Source organism: Asaia sp. VD9 (assembly GCF_037150015.1).
GTDB lineage: Bacteria > Pseudomonadota > Alphaproteobacteria > Acetobacterales > Acetobacteraceae > Asaia.
Map to the genome: position 1 here is coordinate 42,475 of NZ_JBBCQM010000007.1, position 19,104 is coordinate 61,578.

Sequence of the window (19,104 nt, forward strand, 5' to 3'; positions counted from 1 at the left end):
CGGCCCATCTGGGCAGGAAAGCAGGACAGGAATGAGCGAGGCCGGAACCGACGCCGCCCCCAAACGCAAGAAACGCGACCATCGTATCGACGCCCTGCGCGGAATCGCGCTGTTGATGATGCTGGCCGATCATGCCCCGCAGGATGTGCTCAACCGCTTCACCCTGCGCAATTTCGGCTTCGCCGATGCAGCAGAAATCTTCGTGCTGCTCGCCGGTTATGCCTCCTGGCTGGCCTATGGACGGCTCATTCTGCGCGGACCCCCTACTGGGGGCTGGGCCATGGGAGTGGAGCGTATCGTCCGACGATGCTGGCGCCTCTATCTGTTCCAGATGGTCATGCTGCTGGTATCGGTCCTGACCATTCGCCAATGGCGCCATTACTCGCCGGTGCCGGTCGATTTTCTCGAGCCGGAACTGGCCCATGGCCATGAGTGGATCTGGCGCGTCCTGAGCCTTCAGGCATTACCCAACAACCTCAATATCCTGCCGCTCTATATCGTCCTGCTTCTCGCTTTTCCCGTTCTGGTCTTTTTATGGAAGCTGTCGCCCTGGCTGCTGGCGGGGGCCAGCCTTGCGCTCTGGGGACTGGTCAACAGCGATCCCACGCTGAACCTGCCCAACTGGCTCGACCCGGATGGCTGGTACTTCAACCCGTTCGCCTGGCAGTTCATCTTCACCCTCGGCATGCTCGCCGCCATCATGGCAGGCAAACGCGAGGGCAATCTGCCGGGACCGCTCTGGGCGCGTGTCGTCGCCGGGGCGTATCTGGTTTTCGGTGCCTTGCAGTGCTTTCCCTATGAAAGCTGGGATTTGCCCAGTCTGCGGCCTCTGGGGGACATGCCCCCGGCAGACAAATCCGATCTGGCCATCTGGCGCTGGACCGATGCTCTGGCAATTCTGCTTCTGGTCCAGTCCTCGGTCACTGCCACACGGCTGTCCGAAACGCGGGTCGGGCAGGCGCTTGCCCTGCTCGGACGCCACTCGCTCGAGGTGTTCAGCTTCGGCACGATCCTCGACCTGTTCGCCCGTCTGGTCATGAACAGTTTCGGCGATGGCTGGATCATCCAGATCCTGGTCAATGTCCTGGGCTTTGCCGGGGTATATGGCGTGGCCGTGTGGCTCGACCGCCATCGCCGTCAAGCCGCGCTGATGGCAGGCGAGACGCGCAAGGAAGCCCGCGAAGAAGCAAAGAAAGATCGTAGCGCGGAGATAGGTGACGCAAACCCCTGATTTGCGTTAGCGTAAGCACATGAAACATCGCCTCGTTCTCGCCGCCCTGATGGGCGGCTGGGTATCCGCCACCGCCTCCGCTTTTGCCCAGCCTGCCCCGACGGCACCGGGCCCCGCCCCGGCTGTGCCGGCCACTGGGGTTGTGACGAGCGCGCGCAGCGTCCATGCCGCACCGGACTCACTGGCGGATCTTGCTGCCAGCCTGCTGCCAGCCGTGGTGAACATCTCGATCTCTGCCACGCTGAAGCCAGGTGAGGACGAGGATGATGATGACGGCCCGGATGCAAGCCCCGATGACGGACCGCAAGTGCCGCAATTCCCCCCCGGCTCGCCCATGGAAAAGTTCTTCCATGACTACATGAATCGCCAGCCCTCTTCCTCGGAGCCCCCGCGCAAGATGCAGGCTCTGGGTTCGGGATTCATCATCTCACCCGACGGGTACATCGTCACGAACAACCACGTCATCAAGGATGCCGACAAGGTGTCGGTCACGCTGCAGGATGGCACGGTGCTGCCCGCAAAGATCGTAGGGCGTGACAGCCGGACCGATCTGGCCGTCATCAAGATCGAAAGCAAATCGGCCTTCCCGACAGTACCGTTCGGCGACAGCGACAAGGCGCGCGTGGGCGATCGCGTACTGGCCATCGGCAATCCGTTCGGCCTGTCGGGCACGGTCACGAGCGGTATTGTTTCGTCGCGCGGCCGTGATATCAATCACGGCCTGTATGACGACTATATCCAGACCGATGCCTCCATCAATCGGGGTAATTCCGGCGGCCCGCTCTTCAATCTCGATGGACAGGTCATTGGCATCAACACCGCCATCTACAGTTCGAGTGGCGGCTCCATCGGCATTGGCTTCGCCATACCGGCCAATGATGCGCGCGGTGTGATCGATCAGTTGCGTCGCGACGGCCATGTGTCGCGGGGCTGGATTGGCGTGCGCGTCCAGAACGTGACCCATGAGATCGCCGACAGCATCGGGCTCAAGCCCGAAAAAGGCGCAATGATCGCCGGGATCGACCCCAAGGGCCCCGCCGCCAGCGCCAAGCTTCAGACGGGCGATGTCATCGTCGCGCTCGATGGCAAGCCGATTGATGGTCACGCACTTCCACGCCTGGTCGCTGAAATCACACCGGGCACGAAGACGGTGTTCGGGATCTGGCGCAAGGGCAAGACGCTCGATGTCACGCTGGTGGTCAAGCCCTCACCCGAGGCGCCGGACATGCCCCCGACCGATGCCAAGCCGAAAGGCCCCAGCAAGCTGGCCCTGGCCGATCTGGGGGTGACCTTCTCGGCCATTGATGACGACACGCGCAGCAAATACAGTCTTTCTGACTCGCAGCGTGGCGTGGTGGTGACCGATGTGACCCGTGACGGCCCGGCCGATACGCGTGGGCTGCAGCCTGGCGATGTCGTGACTGAGGTTCAGCAGGTGGGCGTCAATTCCCCCGATGCACTGTCCAAGGAGCTGGCGCGCGCCCGTCAGCAGAAGAAACATACCGTTCTCCTGCTCGTTCAGGGTCAAGACGGGCTGCGCTGGGTGCCGCTGCCACTATCAGGGGAGTAAGCCATGCCGTTCGCCTCACTGTTTCGAGCGCGGGCCGATGGTGAGGCGCCCTGGCGGCAAATGGTCCGCACCCTCATTGCCGTGGCCCTGTGCTGGATCATCGGTGAGGCAACGGGTCTCGATGAAACGATCTGGGCGCTCATCACGGCCCTGATCGTCACCCAGTCGAGCATCGATCAGACATTCGCAACAGCACGGGATCAGATCATCGGCACGCTTGTCGGTGCCGTGGTGGGGACGCTGGCCATTACCGCGCGTCTGGTACTCGGATTTTACTGGCCTATTTTCTGCATCGCGCTTCTGCCACTTGCCTATATGGCCGCCGTACGTCCCTCGCTCCGCTTTGCCGGGGTGACGCTGATGATCGTCTATCTGTTGCCCTCGCATGGCAGCAATCCGTACTGGCCCCTTACCGAGAGACTGACCGCCATTTTCCTGGGCGTGATCGTCTCTCTGGTCGTCTCCTTCGTGGTGCTGCATGCCAGCGCCAGACGCCGCGGTTTTCTCACTGCCGGACGCATGTTCCGTGAAATGGACGAGCTGCTCCAGGCGGCTCTGGGGCGGCAGGAAATGTGGAGCGAGCTCGAAGCGCGCAATGATCATTGCGCGCGCAATCTGCTCGTGATCAATGAATGCGTGGCGGAAGCCTATCGGGAAAACTGGGGCCTTCTCGAAAAGCGCCACCCGATCCTGACCGTGCTGCCCGCCCTGATGCGCCGCATGCTGAGCGACACCATGCTCGTGGCGCGCGCCATCAATGCGGGCAAGGACCGGGGTGGGTTCTCGGGTGTGTCGGGTCTGCATACAGGGCTAAGCCATGCCTATCGCTCACTGGCGCGACGCTGCGAAATTCATGCCGCGGGCAAGGCACATGACAAGCCCTATCGCCCGGGCCGCGAGGACGTGCTGAGCGCCCTGCCCACTCTGGGACAGGACGCGCTGCCTGAAATGCACTTTGTCATCGCGCTTCTGAGGCAGGATTTGCGCCGCGCTACGGATGTCCTGATGAGCACACCCGAGAGCCGCGCCAAGGATCTGCGTGATATGATCGGGAAATAGCGACAACACGCGCCAAGGATGAACTTGTGATCGTTCCGGCACGTTGCACCGCATGAAATACGCCTATGATGGGCGCGTGGTGGTTTTTGACGCGGGGCATCCAATCTGGTTTTTCTGTCCTGCCAGCCAACGGCGCCTAGTACGTTAAGAAGAGGGATTTAAGCTTATGATCACCCGTGAGACCCTGCAGCACCTGCCAGAAGGCGTGGCCGCTCCGTCTTATGATCTCAAGGATATCAAGCCTGGAATCCTGCATTTCGGCGTCGGCAATTTCTTCCGCGCCCATGAAGCCTATTACATCAACAAGGTTCTCGGTCTGGTCGGCCAGCATCACTGGGGCATCGTCGGCGTTGGCCTGACCTCGGGTGAACGCTCGAAGCAGAAAGCCGACGACTTCAAGCGTCAAGACTGCCTTTTCTCCCTGACCGAAACAGCCCCTTCAGGCGAGAGCAAGCGCAGCGTGATCGGAGCTCTGCGCGACTATCTGCTGGCGCCGGAGAAGCCCGAAGCCGTGCTGAACTATCTGTCCGACCCGGCCATCAAGATTGTCTCGATGACGATCACCGAGGGCGGCTATAATATCGACGAGCATTCAGGCGAATTCGACGTCGAAAACGATGCTATCCAGCGCGATCTGGCCAACCCGGAATCTCCCAGCACCATCTTCGGCTACGTGGTGGAAGGGCTGCGCCGTCGCCGCGATGCCGGCAATCGCGCGTTCACCATCATGTCCTGCGACAATCTGCGCCATAACGGAAACGTCGCGCGCAAGGCTTTCCTCGGCTACGCGCATGCGCGTGATCCCGAGCTTGCAAGCTGGATCGAGGCCAATGCGACCTTCCCGAATGCCATGGTTGATCGCATCACCCCGACCGTCTCTTCCGCCATTGCGGAACGCCTGAACCGCGAGAGCGGGCTGGACGATCTGCTGCCGCTCGTCGCCGAGGATTTCACCCAGTGGGTGGTTGAGGATGAGTTCGCCGATGGTCGCCCCGCTCTGGAAAAAGTGGGCGTTCAGATGGTCGAGGATGTGACCGATTACGAGTTCATGAAGATCCGCATGCTCAATGCATCGCATATCTTCCTGGCCTTCTCGGGTCTGCTACTCGGCTATGATCATATCGATGAATCGATCAATGATCCCGAGCTGCGCAAGCTGGTGGAATCCTATCTCGATACCGATGTGATCCCGACGCTCAAGGCCGCTCCGGGTGAAGATCTCGAGAAGTACAAGGAGTCGGTGATTTCACGCTTCTCCAATCCGGCCATGGCAGATCAGAACCTGCGTATCGGCAGCGATGGCGCCTCCAAGGTGCAGGTCTTCTGGACAGCCACGATCCAGAACCTGATCAAGGCAAAGCTGCCGCTGGATCGCGTCGCCTATGGTCTGGCAGCCTATCTTGAGATGCTGCGCGGCAAGAACGAGCAGGGCGGTACCTTCGACCCGATCGAGCCGACCTTCACTGACGAAACCTGGGCTCTGGCCAGAAACGAGGATTTTGCGGAGGCGCTCAAGCTTCCGGCCTTCGATGGCTGGCGCAAACTGAACCATGAGGCTCTTGACAAAAAAGTGAACGAACTTCGGGTAATCATCCGGGAAAAAGGGGTGAAAGCCGCCCTCCCCAACTGAAAAGGATGCGCGAAAGCCGCACTCATGACAGATTTCTAAGGCAGGCGAGTTTTCCTGTGTCCCAAAGTAACTTATGGGCGTTAGGAAAATCAGACATCGCCCGGCATTTAGCCGGGTCTGCTGGAGATAGTCATAGTGCTGCGTCGCGACCTCGTTAAATTCGGTGCTGGCCTCTCTGTACTGGGGGCCAGCAAAATAGCCCGGGCAGCCCCAGCGGCCGCGCCCAAACCCACGCCGTTCGACAACAATACCGTGCGCCAGATTGCACAGAACCTGTCGAAATCCGCCTATAAGGCGCCGCAGCTAACTCTCCCCAGCGCGATCGATAACATGAATTTCGATCAGTTCCGCGGCATTGCCTACAAGGAAGATCGGGCGCTCTGGCACGGCCAGAATCTCGCCTTCGATGTCGAGTTCTTTCCTCGCGGCTTCCTGTATCGCCCACGGATCAACATGAACGAGGTCATTGATGGGCAATCAAGCCCAATCGTGTACGACCCCGACATGTTCACCTATCCTGACCCGATGCTGCGTGTGACCGACGATCTCGGTTTCTCGGGCCTGCGCCTGCGCAATGCCATCAACACACCCAATGTGATGGAAGAATGCGCCGTATTCCTTGGTGCCTCCTATTTCCGTGCCGTGGCAAAGGGCCAGAATTACGGCTTGTCCGCCCGCGGCTTCGCCAACGGGACGGGCGACCCGAAAGGGGAAGAGTTCGCCCTGTTTCGCGAGTTCTGGCTTGAAAAACCCAAGCCCGGCGTCGACTCCGTGGTTATTCATGCCCTGATGGACAGCCCTTCGGTCGTGGGCGCTTTCCGCTTCACCATCCGCCCGGGTGCCACCACGGTATTTGACGTGCAGTCGAGCTTCTATCCGCGTACTGACATCACCGAAGGCGGCGTGGCGGCTCTCACCGGCATGTTCTATTTCGACGCCAACAACCGCAACCACGTCGATGACTGGCGCCCCGGCGCACATGACAGCGAGGCGCTCCAGATGTGGACCGGTACAGGCGCCCAGCTCTATCGCCCGCTGAACAACCCGGTCGATCTCCAGTTTTCGGCCTTCCAGGACGCCAGCCCCCACGGTTTCGGCCTGATGCAGCGCCGTCGTGCCTTCCATGATTTCGAGGATCTGGCGCTGAACTACGAAAAGCGTCCCTCGCTCTGGATCGAGCCTATCGGAGACTGGGGTGAGGGCGCTGTCGATCTCGTCGAGATCCCGACCCCGAACGAAGTGAACGATAACATCGTCTCGTTCTGGCGCCCCAAGCAGACCATGCAGGCCGGGCATGAATATGCCTACACCTACCGCATGTACTGGGGTTGGGACACGCCCTGGCCGACCGATCTGGCACGTATCGGTGCAACCCGCGTAGGCGGCGTAACGGACCACGCCGATGGCCGCATGTTCGTGATCGATTTCACGGGCAAGCCTTTCGAGAATCTTCCGCCCAATGCGGCCTTCCACCTCGTGCCCCAGGCCTCCACGGGTACGATCAAGAATGTGGTGGTTGAGCCCAATCCCAATATCAAGGGCTGGCGCACCACGTTCGAATTCTATCCGGGCAGCGCCAAGCTGGCCGAGCTGACCTGTCAGCTCGCCACTGACCAGGGCCCGATTTCCGAAAAATGGATGTATCGTTGGACGCCGTGAGCAGCCTTCCCCGCAAATTCGCCCCCTTCGACGTCCTTCCGGCTGAATCGCCCCTCGCGATGCCGACGCAGAACCTGCGTCAGCGTCCCGAGACTTTCGGGCGTGAACGCCATCCCCCGACCACGCCAGCCTTCCTGTGGCTGCGCCGCCTCTTCGTTATCGGTGGCGCGGTACTGCTGACGGGATGGGGCGCCTTCGAGATGAACCGCGTGCTCAACTCGATGGGCGTCTCGACACTCGGCATCATCGTGCTCGCGCTCTTCGTCATTTTGGGCGCCTGGATCTCGCTGTCTTTCACTTCGTCGCTGGCAGGGTTCGTTTCCGTGCTGCGCCATGGTGGTTTGGGCCTCGGTATTTCACGCGATACCCCCCTCCCCGCGCTCATGAGCCGCACCGCCGTGCTCATGCCCACCTATAACGAGGACCCTGACCGTGTCCTCGTCGGGCTGCGCGCCATTCATGACTCCCTTGTGGCGACAGGACGTATCGACGCATTCGACTTCTTCATGCTGTCCGACACGACCGATCCGGATGTCTGGATTCGCGAAGAGCGCGCCTATCTCGCTTTCGTCGAGGCCGTGAACGGGCAGGGACGTATTTTCTACCGTCGTCGCCCCAAGAACATCGATCGCAAATCCGGCAATCTGGAAGAATGGGTCAAGCGCTTCGGTGGCGCCTATCAGCAGATGCTGACCCTCGACGCCGACTCCGTGATGGATGGCGGGCTGATCGTGCGCACGGTCTCGGCCATGGAGCGCCACGAAAAGGTGGCGCTCATCCAGACCCTGCCCGTCATCATCGGCGGCAAGACGCTTTTTGCCCGCATGCAGCAATTTGCCGGTCGTGTTTACGGGCCGCTCATCGCCCATGGCATCGCCTGGTGGCACGGCTCTGAGGGCAATTACTGGGGCCATAACGCCGTCATTCGCACGCGCGCTTTTGCAGAACAGGCCGGGCTGCCCCATCTGCCGGGGCGCAAGCCCTTCGGCGGCGGCATTCTGAGCCACGATTTCGTCGAGGCCGCCCTCATGCGTCGCGGCGGCTGGGCCATCCACATGATTCCGGGCCTGTTCGGCTCCTATGAGGAAAGCCCGCCCTCGCTCACAGACGTCGCCATTCGCGACCGTCGCTGGTGCCAGGGTAATCTGCAACACGGCAAGATCGTGCTGTCGCGCGGGCTGCACTGGGTCAGCCGCATGCATATGATGGTCGGGATCGGCGCCTATATCACCTCGCCGCTCTGGCTTCTGTTCCTGCTGTTCGGCATCCTGATCTCGCTGCAGGCCCATTTCGACCGGCCCGAATATTTCGGCGATACCAAGACGCTGTATCCGCACTGGCCCCAGGTCGACCCGGTACAGGCTAAATACGTGTTCATCGGCACCATGGCCGTGCTTCTCGCTCCCAAGGGCCTTGCGCTTGTCGCCACGCTGTTTGACCGCGCGATGCTGCGCAGCTGTGGCGGGTTTCTGCGCCTGGTTGCCTCGATCGCGCTTGAGACCCTCATTGGCGGCCTGATTGCGCCCATTGCCATGCTGATCCACACATCAGGCGTCATCTCGATCCTTCGGGGTCGCGATTCCGGCTGGAACGCCCAGAATCGCGATGACGGACGCGTCTCTCTCAAGGAGGTCGCGCATGGTTACTGGATCTATACGGCGTTCGGTCTGGTCATGGCCGCAGCGGCCTGGTCGGTATCGTTCTCCCTGTTCCTCTGGATGACGCCCGTCCTCATCGGTCTCGCCCTGGCCATCCCGCTTGCCGCCATGACAGCCAGCAGGGATGTCGGGCTCTGGCTGAAAAGCTGGGGGCTCCTGCTCATTCCCGAAGAGACGAATCTGCCCCCCATCCTGCAACTGGCCACAGAAAACGATCTGCGCCGTACGCAGGCTGAAGCCATGCCCAATCGCCCACCGGCCGAAGCCTTTGCCGCCCTGCGCAGCAACCCCGATCTTGCTGCCGAGCACAGACGTGCCCTGCCTGCACCGCGCCAAACCGGCGGCGCCATCGACGCCAACCTGCTCGTGGGTCTTCTCAAACTTCGTGAGTCATCATCAGTCGCCGAAGCGCTGGGCGCGCTGACGCGTCAGGAGAAGGCCGCTGTCCTGTGCAGCGCCGAAGGACTCGATCTCGTTCTGGGGCTGCCTTTTTAAAGCGCGCTCAGTCTCGGCTTCGCCAATGGGGGCGCCCCGATGGCTCCAGCTTGGCATCAGCAGGGTTTCCGGAGATCAACGGTGCTCTGGGGAGACAGGGCTCCATATGTCCCTCCCTTGCACTGCGCTCTGTCGCATCAAAAAAGGCTGGCTCCCTGGAGCCAGCCTTTTTCATTTGCCGATGGAAAGCAGTCTTATTTGAAATCCTGACCACGCTGGCCGATCTGGGCACAAAGCTGAGTGCGATGGCTGAGATCGAGGGTCGAGACATCGAAGGGCACATTCGTGCTGGTCTGAAGCAGCCCCTGGCCGCCGAGCGAATAATACTGATCGCCCTTCACGTCAGGGCGCTTGGCAAGCTTGCGGCCAACAACGCGCAAGGTAGTGCCATGCACGAGGTGATTATGGACGCAGTAGCTGGCAAGGCCCGCCAGATTACCAGCCTTGGCTGAATCGAGCGAGGGAAGCCCGTAAGTATCGAGCACGCCAGGCGTCTTTGCCGTGGCGACCGTATTGCTTACGGCGGGACCGCCGACAGCCTGCATGACGCCAGATGTGGCCGCAGGAGCGCCATCACGCTGCACCGGTACAGAGCCGGCTGGCATGACGGTGGACATGGTGCCAGGCGGCACGGACGGCACCGGGGCCTGCTGGGCGTGGGCGGTTGCGCCAGCATAGGCCAAGCTGCAAAGGGCCGTCAGGCCGAGACAGAGACGTGACACCATAAGATCAATCCTTTTTTCTGCTCTTCTTCAGGCCAAATGCCTCTGGCAGGGCCTGTTAAAACGCGCTCTCCCACTCGACGGAGCGGGGTGAAGGACGTGTCCTTTCGTAACATGTGAGCACGGCGCTGGTTTATTGCCGTATCGAAACTTCGCAGAAACAGGATGTTAGGGCGTTGAGGCCTAGCCTGTTCTGCCGCACTCTCTGTGCTGTGTTGTCTTCCCTTCAAGAGGCCCTGCCATGATCCCTCCCTCGCCACGGCGTGTCCCCCATACGATCACGCAGCTCGAGCGCGTCCGGCACGACGATTATGCCTGGATGAAGGACGAGAACTGGCAAAAGGTGCTGCGCGACCCAAGCCTGCTGCGCACCGATATTGCCGAGGCCCTGCGTGAGGAAAACACCTACACGGAGGAATGCCTGGGGAGCATGGCGCGCGAGCGCGAGATTCTGCTCAAGGAGATGATCGGGCGCATTCCACCTGCCGAGGATTCCGTGCCATGGCCCGATGGCACATGGCTGTATTTCTCGCGCTTCGCCAAGGATGCCCAGCATCCGGTCTATCTGCGTCGTCCCCGCCTGGGCGGAGACGAGCAGATCCTGCTCGATGTCGATGCCCTGGCGAAGTCTCATGCCTATTTCGCCCTGGCAGGGACACGTCATTCCGATGATCACCGCGTCTTCGTCTACGCCGCCGATACACAGGGATCGGAAGTCTATCGGCTGCACAGCCTCGATCTTGAAACCGGGGCGGCCTTTGCCCCTGATGTCGAGAGCGCCTCAGGCAGCTTCATCATCTCGCCAGACAGTGCCTGGCTGTTCTGGATCTACCGTGACGATCATGGTCGTCCTTCGCGTGTCTATCGTCGCCCTCTGGCAGGCGGCGAGGATGTGCTGGTTTTCAATGAGCCAGATTCCGGGTTCTTCCTCAGTCTTTCGGTCACGGCCTCACGACAATGGATCCTGATCGAGCGTGGCGACCACGATACCAACGAAACTCTACTGATCCCCGCCAGCGATCCAACACAGTCCCCCCGCAGCGCCTCACCACTTGTCCGCGGGGAGCGCTATACCCTCACGCATTGGAATGACCGGTTCATCATCCTCACCAACACCGAGGGAGCGATCGATTTCCAGTTCAAGCAGGCGCCAGATACCGCGCCGTCGCGCGAAAACTGGAAAGACTTTCTGCCCCATACGCCAGGGCGGTTCCTTCTGGGCGCCGCCGCAAGCCGCACCCATCTGGCCTGGGCGGAACGCGTGAACGGCAATATCGAGATCCATGTCATCGCTGCAAACGCGACAGGCGATATCCGCACCCAGACGCGCACCATCGGCATGGAAGAGGAGGCCTTCGACCTCACCCTGCTCGGCTTTCTCGAATATGACGCGGCCGTCCTGCGCTACATCTATGAATCACCGACCACACCGGCCCATTGGTACGATCTCGACATGGTATCGGGCGAGCAGGTTCTCCAGAAAATCCGCGAGATCCCTTCCGGGCATGATCCCGCGCTCTACGAAACGCACCGTATCTTTGCCTCGGCCTCGGACGGGGCAGAGGTACCGGTCACCATTCTCAAGAGGCGTGACACACCTTGTGACGGCACCGCTCCGCTCCTGCTCTACGGCTATGGCTCTTATGGCGTCTCGATGGACTCGGGGTTCAGCACCTCGGTATTCAGTCTGGTCGATCGGGGATGGGTCTATGCCGTAGCCCATATCCGTGGCGGCTCCGAGAAGGGATGGGACTGGTTCCTGAAGGGGAGGGGCAAACACAAGCCCAACAGCTTCACCGATTTCGTAACCTGTGCCCGTACCCTCGTTCAGCTCGGATATGGGCAGGAAGGACGTATTGTCGCCCATGGAGGGTCGGCAGGCGGGTTGCTGATGGGAGCGGTGGTCAATCTTGCGCCCGAATTATTTGCCGGGATTGCCGCTCAGGTGCCTTTTGTCGATGTGCTGAACACCATGTCCGACGACACGCTGCCGCTCACCCCGCCCGAATGGCCGGAATGGGGTAACCCGCTGGAAGATCGCGACGCCTATGACCTGATCGCCAGCTACTCGCCCTATGACAATATCAGAGCCGTTCCCTACCCGCCGGTTCTGGCCATGGGGGGACTTTCCGACCCACGGGTGACCTATTGGGAGCCTGCAAAATGGATCGCGAAGCTGCGCGAGGTCGCATCGGGCGGGCCGTTCCTGTGCCGAATCAATATGGATGCCGGGCATGGCGGCTCGTCTGGCCGTTTCAAGCGCCTGGAAGAAGTCGCTTATGTCTATGGCTTCGCCCTGTGGGCCATGGCACAGCGACCGCTCGCCTGAACAAACATGGCCCTGATTCCGTGAAAGGTCTCAGGGCTTCACGCGAAGCCGCGCGGAGAGGTGCTCAGTCCTCGCCATCAGCCTGAGGCCGGGGGCGTATGGCGGCGCAGAGTGGCGGCAGCTTGGGATTCGTCTCAGCGCGGGTGCGGCACATGGTCCGCGCATCGGCGCCGCAAACCTCGATCGTTTCCTCGAAATCGGATTCGAGTACATCGCGTGCCACAGCGGCGTCCTGATTGTTGCTGTCGCTGTCCTGATCCGCGACGATCTTCTGCGTCTTGTGCAACTCCTTGAGGGCCTCGACGCAGCTGTCACTGGCCGAATCCGGGTCAGTCTGCAGCACAGCCAGAATCCGGTTGAGTACCGAGGCCGGATCGTTTTTCGGGTGGGGCGCCGCTTGCGCCGAGAGGGGCAGACCAGCCAGCAGGACGGCGAGAACAGGCAGAGCTTTCTTCATGGAATCAGGATAATTGGCTTTTCATCCTTTGAAAACGCCCAAATGTCAGGGTTTCCGGGGCAGGAAGCGCAGCTTGGAGTTGACTCCCGTCATGGCGATGAGTATTCCGACGACCATTCACGGGCGCGACGCCCGTTCGTCTTGCATGGCCCGGGAAGCAAATTATCATGAAGATTCGTAACAGCCTCAAATCCGCCAAGATCCGCGACAAGGACTGCCGCGTCGTTCGCCGTCGTGGCCGCGTCTATGTCATCAACAAGAAGAACCCGCGCATGAAGGCTCGCCAGGGCTAATTCCCTGTTGATGCCAAAACGGAGCCTCAGCCCCGTTTTGATGCGTTTCACGGTCCGCTCGCGAGCCGTCGTCAAGCCGTGTCTGCTTTTCAGCAGCGCGGCTTTTGTCGTTCTGGCGCCCCTCCCAGCCTTCCCGGCCCCTCCGCCCCATACGACATCGCTGCCCACGCCTCAGCCTCCGGCGCATACACCGCCCCAGGTTGCACCCCCGACCAAGTCAAAGCCCAACCCGCTGCTCGAGGCCAGCAAGGCCTTGCGCAATGCCACCAAACCCGCCGAGGCACGCGCTCTTGAGCGTCAGGTCGAGACGCTGCGCCAGAAGGGCCTGTCCGCCAGCACACGCCTCCTGCTTGAAAATGCCGATTCGAGCCTCAAGGCCCATGACTACCGCAAGGCAGAGGCCGCGCTCGACAACGCCCTGGTGCTGCAGCCTGACAAGGCGTTCATCCGTCGTGGTCGCGCCCGTGTGCGCTATGCTGCAGGCGATTTCGAGGGGGCCATCAGCGATCTGGGGGTGGCCCTGCATCTGGATCCGGATGATCCCCTCTCCTGGCAGCTTCTGTCGCAGATAGAGGAGGAGCGTCACAACATGCGTGCGGCCCTTCAGGCGGCTCAGCAAGTGCTCGTTGTCGATCCTCTGGCCAGCGGCGCTGCCAAACGTGTGAAGACGCTGCAGGCTTCTCTGGATGGACGCGCGATTTAAAGCGCGTCACGATCTCAACTCTGCCTTGATTGCGCAGTTTGATGAGATGTCGAAGTCAAAGGAGAACATCATGTTCAAGAAGAACAAGGCCAAGGTCACTGAACTGACCGCCCCGGATGCCCCGAAAAAAGGGTGCTGTCTCAGCAAGATGTGCTGCTCGGCCAAGCCGCAGACCAAGGAAGCGATCATGGGCGGCCTGACCTTCCTCAGCATGTTCGGCCCCAAGAAACTGCGCCCTCATCTTCAGCATCTGCTGGCCGTGATTGCGATCGTCACCTTCGTGATCAAGGCCATCAAGCCGAAGCGCGAAGAAAAGACGAACTGAGTTCTCCCCTCGGAGCTCCGCCCCGAACCCCGTCAAAAGGCCATCTCCCTTCGGGAGACCAGTTGACGGGATGAAAGGGGCAAGCCCCTTTCCGGGGGTCGGGGCAGCGCCCCGCACCTTGAGGCCACCAGAAGGTCATACCTCAGAGAAACGAGATCGGATCGATATCGATGTCGATGCGCTCATGAGTCGAAAGCTTCACCCCCTCCAACCACTGCCGGATGATGGGTTGAACGGCCACATTGCGCCTTGTGCGCAATAACAGCCGACGACGATGACGCCCGCGCAGAATCGCCAGTGGGGCTGGGGCAGGGCCAAGCACCTGCACACCGGGCAGATCGGGCGCCCGCGCGCCGAGAAGGCCGGACACGCGATCTGCCGCTTCGGCGGAATCGGCACTGACGATCAGAGCCGCCAGACGTCCGTAAGGCGGCCAGAAGCCGGGTTTTCTCTGAGCCGATTCCTGCTCCATGAAGGCAAGATAATCGTTCGACACGAGGGCTTTCATCACCGGGTGATCGCCGAGATAGCTTTGCAGCAGGACTGTACCGGGTTTTTCCGCACGGCCTGCACGACCGGCTACCTGATGCAGCAATTGCACCGTGCGCTCGGCGGCACGCAAATCACCACCGCCCAGGCCGAGATCGGCGTCGACCACCCCCACGAGAGTCAGGTCCGGAAAGTGCCAGCCCTTGGCAACGATCTGTGTGCCAATGACCAGATCAATCTCGCGCGCGCTGATACGACGCACGGCCTCTGCCGTGGCGGAAGGCGAGCCGAGTGTGTCCGAGGCCATGACCAGAATCCGGGCCTCGGGGAAATGCAGCCGGGCTTCCTCATGAACACGCTCAATACCCGGACCGACTGCGACGAGGCTGGATTCGGCCGCGCAGGAGGGGCAGGTTTCAGGTAGTCCCTCGACATGGCCACAATGATGGCAGGTCAGGATCTGACGTGCGCGATGTTCGACAAGCCAGGACGAGCAATTGGGGCATTCCATGCGATGGCCGCAGCTGCGGCACAAGGTCAGGGGAGCGTAGCCACGCCGGTTGAGAAACAGCATGGCCTGTTCCTCACGCTCGAAACTGGCGCGGATAGCGTCCACCAGGACCGGTGACAGAAACTGCCCACGCTCCGGTGGCGCACGGCGCATGTCGATCAGGCGTACATCCGGCAGAGTGGCATTGCCGTGTCGGGCATGGAGCACGACGTGACGATAACGCCCGTTCTCGACATTGGTCAGGGTCTCAAGACTCGGCGTCGCGGAAACGAGAATGGCCGGCACGTTCGAGAGCCTCGCCCGCACGATGGCCATGTCGCGCCCGTGATAGGTCACGCCTTCCTCCTGCTTGAAGGCGCTCTCATGTTCCTCATCCACGATGATCAGACCCAGATCGGAGAAAGGCAGAAACAGGGCTGAGCGTGCTCCGACCACGACCGCTGCCTGACCCTGGGCGATGGCATGCCATGTCTCGCGCCTTTTCTTTCCCCCCAGTTCGGAATGCCAGAGCGCAGGCTGAACGCCGAATCGCCGGGCAAAACGATCCGTCCATTGGGTCGAGAGGGCGATTTCAGGCAGGAGCACGAGACATTGCCTGCCTTCTGCCAGACAGGCCGCGACGGCCTCGAAATAGACCTCTGTCTTGCCGGAACCGGTCACACCCTCGAGCAGGGTCACGTTGAACGCGCGTGCCCGCACGCTGTCGGTCAGGGCTAGAGCCGCTTCCTGCTGATCATCTGAAAGACGGGGCGGATGAAACATGGGATCGGGCAAGGCAAAAAGTGGGGGCGCCAGAAGCGGCGCCTCGCGCAGGAGACCGGCAGCGGCCAATCCACGCAGCACACCGGCAGAAACCCCGGTTCTTTCGGTGATCGTGGCTGAGGAGAGGGCATCCTCTCCCACTGCATCGAGCACACGCTGACGCGCCTCGGTCATGCGCAGCGCTGATGGATCGCCCCCGCCCCTGACCCAGCCGAGCTGGACCCTGGTCGGCTGCGTATGGCGCGCGCGAATGGCCATGGCCAGAACCAGACCCGGCGGCGTGAGCGTATAGGCCGCCAGCCAGTCGATGAAGCGTCTGAGGTCGCGAGGCAGGGAGGGCATGTCCAGCCGCCCCAGCAGGGGTTTGAGCCGTGAGAGGGGAACAGAACGCGCCTCGATCGGAGCAAAATCGGCAGGCACGTCACTGTCCATGTCCCAGACACAGCCCGTTTCCTCGCGTCGTCCCAGAGGTACGCTCACGAGATCACCGGGGGAGACGCTGTTTTCCGGGGCGAGGTAGTCGAGCGGCGTGGCGAAGGGCAGAGGCAGCAGAACACTCACGCGCACCGTTCTCTCGCCATCTGCCGTCAGCTTCAGTAAGCTCGGTTCCGTCATGCTGCCCAAGCGCCCCCTTTTGTCCTGCCCTCTTAAACGAGACGAGGCCCGCCGTCATGCTGATGCATGACCATCTCGAAAACTGGCTGGACTGGCTGGCGCATGAAAAGCGCTCTCGCCCCAACACGGTCCTTGCCTATCGCAATGACGTGGCCTGCGCTCTCGCCTTCCTGACAGAGCATCTGGGGCAGGAGCCGGATCTCGATGCCTTCGCAAGACTACGAACGAGCGATTTCCGGGCCTGGCTCGCTTTCGACACCGCCAGATCGGAAAATGGCCGGGGCACGGCCGATGGTCGGGCCCGATCACGCGCAAGACGCGTTTCAGCGCTACGCTCGTTTTCCCACTATCTGGCGACGCGCCATGGTCTGAGCGCGGGCGCTCTGCGCCAGATGAAGGCCCCGAAGGTGCGCAAGCGCCTGCCACGCCCGCTTTCCCGCGACATGGCACTCAGCGCTCCCGCCGAGATCGCGTCTCTGGCCGAGCATCCGCTCTGCGCTGCGCGGGATGAAGCGCTCTTCACTCTTCTCTACGGTGCCGGTCTGCGTATCGGCGAGGCTCTGGCTCTCGATATTCGCGATTGCGATCGCGCTGGCGAGGCGGGATTGCGCGTGACGGGCAAGGGCGGCAAGGAGCGGATCGTGCCTCTCCTGCCCAACGTGCTCAAGACGCTCATGCTGTGGCGCAATCAGCACCCCTGCCCGACCCCGGACTCACCGCTCTTTGTCGGGCTGCGCGGCAAGAGGTTGCAGGCGGCAGTGGCACGCCGGGTCATGCATGTCTGGCGCGAACAAAGCGGGCTGGATGCCAGCGCGACGCCCCATGCGCTGCGCCATTCCTTTGCAACGCATCTGCTGGAGGGCGGGGCCGATCTGCGCGCGATCCAGGAACTCCTTGGCCATGCCAGCCTTTCAACCACCCAGGCCTACACCCTGGCCGATGAACGCCATCTCCTTGCCGTATGGCAGGCCCATCCACGCGCAAGGAAATAAAAATGCTGCGTCCTGCTCTCGCGCTCCTCGTGGCCTTTGCCATGAGCCTGGCCGCCCCTCATGCGATAGCCGGCTCCTGCGCTCCTGAGCACGTAGCGGATATCCCATTCCATAATGACGGGCTGTTTCTGAATGCACCGGTCATTCTCGATGGCAGACAGGCCCGGTTCATACTTGATACCGGCTCCGAAGGCAGCCTGATCACGCCAGAGGCGGCGGCCGCTTTGCGCCTGACGCCAGACCCGGCCCATGCCACCATGATCCAGGGGCCGAACGGACGGGGACAGCTCGCCCCGAACATGCTCATAAGGGCTCTGTCGCTAGGGACGATTCCTTTCGGGCAGCGCTCCATTCCCCTAGGCGCGCTTCCAGGCGTACCCGCCCTGACGCCGCCCGTCGCAGGGCTTATGGGTGTGGATCTGCTTGGTCAATTCGATGTCGAGTTCGATGTGAAGCAGCAACGCCTGTCACTTTGGCAACCCTCCGCCTCCGATGGTCGCTGCGCTCCCGCTCCTGCATGGCCCCGCGGGTACACAACCTTGCGGACACAGCGTGAGGGCACGCGACTGACGGTATCCTTCGTGCTGGATGGCCATGAAGGAACAGCGCTGATCGATAGTGGGGCGCGGTCTCATATCCTGTCGCGGCGCTTCGCCCATCTGATGGGAATTACCGACGAGATCTTGCGCAAGGATCAGGGGGGCGTCACCAGCGGGGTCGATCTCAATGCGCGCTGGTATCACTGGCATCATTTTCGTGCCCTGCACCTTCAGGAAGGAGCGCCAGGCTCGGGCAATCCAGTATGGAGGGACCCCGTCCTTACGGTCTCGGACATGCGCGACGGGGCTGACATGCTTCTCGGAGCAGACTGGTTCGCCCAGCATACGGTCTGGGTTTCGTTCAGCGCCGGACGGGTCTGGGTACGCTGACACCGGAACGATGTTTCATCCGGCAGATCCTGGACCAAATTTCAGTGAGATCCGTGGTGGAGCTGAGGGGAATCGAACCCCTGACCTCCTCATTGCGAACGAGGCGCTCTCCCATCTGAGCTACAGCCCCACGGAACGGCTCGGAAGCTACACGGTTACACCGCAAAGTCAAGAATGTCCCACCGGACCCATGCGGGTTCAGTTGTGCGATCCCCCGCCCAGGCGCTAAAAGGAGCGCTCCGTTTTCATGCTGAGAGACGAGACTTGCTGATCATCACCCTCTACAACATCATTCTGATGCTGATCCAGCTCTTCACCTGGGCGCTGATCCTGTATTGCGTGATGAGCATGTTGCTGAGCTTCCGGATCCTCGATCCGAGCAATCGCTTCATCTATAACGTGGCCATCTTTCTGGGGCGGATCGTCGAGCCCGTCCTCAATCCTGTACGGTCGATCCTGCCGCAGTTCGGCGCCATGGATCTGAGCCCGCTCGTCGTTCTGTTGGGACTGCAATATCTGCTTGTCCCGGTACTGAACCGCCTGCTCATTGCATCGCTTCACGCGAACTTCTGAACAACGCGCCCAAACGAGCGGTGTCGAGCCGCCTGTCTGGGCGATGCCATTGCATCGCCTGACGGTCAGGCCTGCACAGGCTTTCTGAGTGCCTATGGCCCC

16 protein-coding genes and 1 tRNA gene are annotated in these 19,104 nt (G+C 61.5%); 13 read left to right on the forward strand and 4 right to left on the reverse strand.

All coding sequences use genetic code 11. From position 1 onward, the window contains the following. Nucleotides 1-31: 31 nt before the first annotated feature. The 6 genes from WFJ47_RS10090 to mdoH all read left to right on the forward strand — a co-directional run bounded on the left by WFJ47_RS10090 (nucleotide 32) and on the right by mdoH (nucleotide 9,302). Entirely contained in the window at nucleotides 32-1,231 is a 1,200-nt protein-coding gene (locus WFJ47_RS10090; protein WP_127099552.1) for an OpgC family protein, read from the forward strand. Between the two features lie 19 nt (nucleotides 1,232-1,250). Further along, nucleotides 1,251-2,801, forward strand: coding sequence for a Do family serine endopeptidase (locus WFJ47_RS10095; RefSeq protein ID WP_127099554.1), 1,551 nt, complete (start codon nucleotides 1,251-1,253; stop codon nucleotides 2,799-2,801). 3 nt (nucleotides 2,802-2,804) lie between these two features. Beyond that, the gene (locus WFJ47_RS10100) at nucleotides 2,805-3,860 is read left to right on the forward strand and encodes an FUSC family protein (RefSeq protein WP_336762748.1); all 1,056 of its coding nucleotides are present in this window, start codon (nucleotides 2,805-2,807) and stop codon (nucleotides 3,858-3,860) included. Nucleotides 3,861-4,026: 166 nt separating this feature from the next. Beyond that, nucleotides 4,027-5,490, forward strand: coding sequence for a mannitol dehydrogenase family protein (locus WFJ47_RS10105; protein WP_336762750.1), 1,464 nt, complete (start codon nucleotides 4,027-4,029; stop codon nucleotides 5,488-5,490). Between the two features lie 135 nt (nucleotides 5,491-5,625). Beyond that, the gene (locus WFJ47_RS10110) at nucleotides 5,626-7,149 is read left to right on the forward strand and encodes a glucan biosynthesis protein G (RefSeq protein ID WP_336762752.1); all 1,524 of its coding nucleotides are present in this window, start codon (nucleotides 5,626-5,628) and stop codon (nucleotides 7,147-7,149) included. Next, complete coding sequence (gene mdoH / locus WFJ47_RS10115) at nucleotides 7,125-9,302, forward strand: glucans biosynthesis glucosyltransferase MdoH (protein WP_336762753.1); 2,178 nt, start codon at nucleotides 7,125-7,127, stop codon at nucleotides 9,300-9,302. The genes WFJ47_RS10110 and mdoH overlap by 25 nt, the downstream gene beginning before the upstream one ends. A gap of 194 nt (nucleotides 9,303-9,496) precedes the next feature. Here the strand turns inward: mdoH and WFJ47_RS10120 are convergent, their stop codons facing one another. Continuing rightward, nucleotides 9,497-10,027 (reverse strand): DUF2501 domain-containing protein, encoded by a 531-nt coding sequence (locus WFJ47_RS10120; RefSeq protein WP_127099564.1) that lies wholly within the window; start codon nucleotides 10,025-10,027, stop codon nucleotides 9,497-9,499. 238 nt (nucleotides 10,028-10,265) lie between these two features. On the opposite strand from WFJ47_RS10120, the gene WFJ47_RS10125 reads away from it, so the two are divergent. Beyond that, nucleotides 10,266-12,353 (forward strand): S9 family peptidase, encoded by a 2,088-nt coding sequence (locus tag WFJ47_RS10125; RefSeq protein ID WP_336762756.1) that lies wholly within the window; start codon nucleotides 10,266-10,268, stop codon nucleotides 12,351-12,353. 64 nt (nucleotides 12,354-12,417) lie between these two features. On the opposite strand, the gene WFJ47_RS10130 is transcribed toward WFJ47_RS10125, so the two are convergent. Further along, a complete protein-coding gene (locus WFJ47_RS10130; protein ID WP_336762758.1) occupies nucleotides 12,418-12,810 on the reverse strand; it encodes a hypothetical protein in 393 nt (130 codons plus the stop codon). Nucleotides 12,811-12,977: 167 nt separating this feature from the next. Between WFJ47_RS10130 and ykgO the strand changes: the two genes are divergently transcribed. The 3 genes from ykgO (at nucleotide 12,978) to WFJ47_RS10145 (ending at nucleotide 14,131) form a co-directional block, all read left to right on the forward strand. Then, on the forward strand, nucleotides 12,978-13,103 hold the full coding sequence (gene ykgO, locus WFJ47_RS10135; protein ID WP_025886195.1) for a type B 50S ribosomal protein L36: 126 nt from the start codon (nucleotides 12,978-12,980) through the stop codon (nucleotides 13,101-13,103). 40 nt (nucleotides 13,104-13,143) lie between these two features. Next, nucleotides 13,144-13,806, forward strand: coding sequence for a tetratricopeptide repeat protein (locus WFJ47_RS10140; RefSeq protein ID WP_336762908.1), 663 nt, complete (start codon nucleotides 13,144-13,146; stop codon nucleotides 13,804-13,806). A gap of 70 nt (nucleotides 13,807-13,876) precedes the next feature. Next, nucleotides 13,877-14,131, forward strand: a complete 255-nt coding sequence (locus WFJ47_RS10145; RefSeq protein WP_336762764.1) for a hypothetical protein — start codon at nucleotides 13,877-13,879, stop codon at nucleotides 14,129-14,131. A gap of 142 nt (nucleotides 14,132-14,273) precedes the next feature. Here WFJ47_RS10145 and WFJ47_RS10150 read toward each other — a convergent pair whose 3' ends face one another. Next, nucleotides 14,274-16,508 (reverse strand): primosomal protein N', encoded by a 2,235-nt coding sequence (locus WFJ47_RS10150; RefSeq protein ID WP_336762766.1) that lies wholly within the window; start codon nucleotides 16,506-16,508, stop codon nucleotides 14,274-14,276. Between the two features lie 56 nt (nucleotides 16,509-16,564). Here WFJ47_RS10150 and WFJ47_RS10155 point away from each other — a divergent pair, with 56 nt between their 5' ends. Together WFJ47_RS10155 and WFJ47_RS10160 are read left to right on the forward strand one after the other, a co-directional pair. Next, nucleotides 16,565-17,500, forward strand: coding sequence for a tyrosine recombinase XerC (locus WFJ47_RS10155; protein WP_336762768.1), 936 nt, complete (start codon nucleotides 16,565-16,567; stop codon nucleotides 17,498-17,500). Nucleotides 17,501-17,502: 2 nt separating this feature from the next. Then, on the forward strand, nucleotides 17,503-18,429 hold the full coding sequence (locus WFJ47_RS10160) for a retroviral-like aspartic protease family protein (protein WP_336762770.1): 927 nt from the start codon (nucleotides 17,503-17,505) through the stop codon (nucleotides 18,427-18,429). 54 nt (nucleotides 18,430-18,483) lie between these two features. Here the strand turns inward: WFJ47_RS10160 and WFJ47_RS10165 are convergent. Continuing rightward, nucleotides 18,484-18,559 (reverse strand) — tRNA-Ala (locus WFJ47_RS10165). A 134-nt stretch (nucleotides 18,560-18,693) separates the two neighbouring features. Here WFJ47_RS10165 and WFJ47_RS10170 point away from each other — a divergent pair. After that, the gene (locus WFJ47_RS10170) at nucleotides 18,694-19,002 is read left to right on the forward strand and encodes a YggT family protein (RefSeq protein WP_336762771.1); all 309 of its coding nucleotides are present in this window, start codon (nucleotides 18,694-18,696) and stop codon (nucleotides 19,000-19,002) included. Nucleotides 19,003-19,104 lie beyond the last annotated feature (102 nt).

What these genes read in the sequence shown, in the direction of transcription:
- WFJ47_RS10100 (WP_336762748.1), top strand. Translation starts at nt 2,805, where the DNA reads ATGCCGTTCGCCTCACTGTTTCGAGCGCGGGCCGATGGTGAGGCGCCC.
- WFJ47_RS10160 (WP_336762770.1), top strand. Translation starts at nt 17,503, where the DNA reads ATGCTGCGTCCTGCTCTCGCGCTCCTCGTGGCCTTTGCCATGAGCCTG.
- WFJ47_RS10090 (WP_127099552.1), top strand. Translation starts at nt 32, where the DNA reads ATGAGCGAGGCCGGAACCGACGCCGCCCCCAAACGCAAGAAACGCGAC.
- ykgO (WP_025886195.1), top strand. Translation starts at nt 12,978, where the DNA reads ATGAAGATTCGTAACAGCCTCAAATCCGCCAAGATCCGCGACAAGGAC.
- WFJ47_RS10140 (WP_336762908.1), top strand. Translation starts at nt 13,144, where the DNA reads ATGCGTTTCACGGTCCGCTCGCGAGCCGTCGTCAAGCCGTGTCTGCTT.
- WFJ47_RS10145 (WP_336762764.1), top strand. Translation starts at nt 13,877, where the DNA reads ATGTTCAAGAAGAACAAGGCCAAGGTCACTGAACTGACCGCCCCGGAT.
- mdoH (WP_336762753.1), top strand. Translation starts at nt 7,125, where the DNA reads ATGGATGTATCGTTGGACGCCGTGAGCAGCCTTCCCCGCAAATTCGCC.
- WFJ47_RS10130 (WP_336762758.1), bottom strand. Translation starts at nt 12,810, where the DNA reads ATGAAGAAAGCTCTGCCTGTTCTCGCCGTCCTGCTGGCTGGTCTGCCC.
- WFJ47_RS10155 (WP_336762768.1), top strand. Translation starts at nt 16,565, where the DNA reads ATGCTGATGCATGACCATCTCGAAAACTGGCTGGACTGGCTGGCGCAT.
- WFJ47_RS10150 (WP_336762766.1), bottom strand. Translation starts at nt 16,508, where the DNA reads ATGACGGAACCGAGCTTACTGAAGCTGACGGCAGATGGCGAGAGAACG.
- WFJ47_RS10095 (WP_127099554.1), top strand. Translation starts at nt 1,251, where the DNA reads ATGAAACATCGCCTCGTTCTCGCCGCCCTGATGGGCGGCTGGGTATCC.
- WFJ47_RS10125 (WP_336762756.1), top strand. Translation starts at nt 10,266, where the DNA reads ATGATCCCTCCCTCGCCACGGCGTGTCCCCCATACGATCACGCAGCTC.
- WFJ47_RS10105 (WP_336762750.1), top strand. Translation starts at nt 4,027, where the DNA reads ATGATCACCCGTGAGACCCTGCAGCACCTGCCAGAAGGCGTGGCCGCT.
- WFJ47_RS10120 (WP_127099564.1), bottom strand. Translation starts at nt 10,027, where the DNA reads ATGGTGTCACGTCTCTGTCTCGGCCTGACGGCCCTTTGCAGCTTGGCC.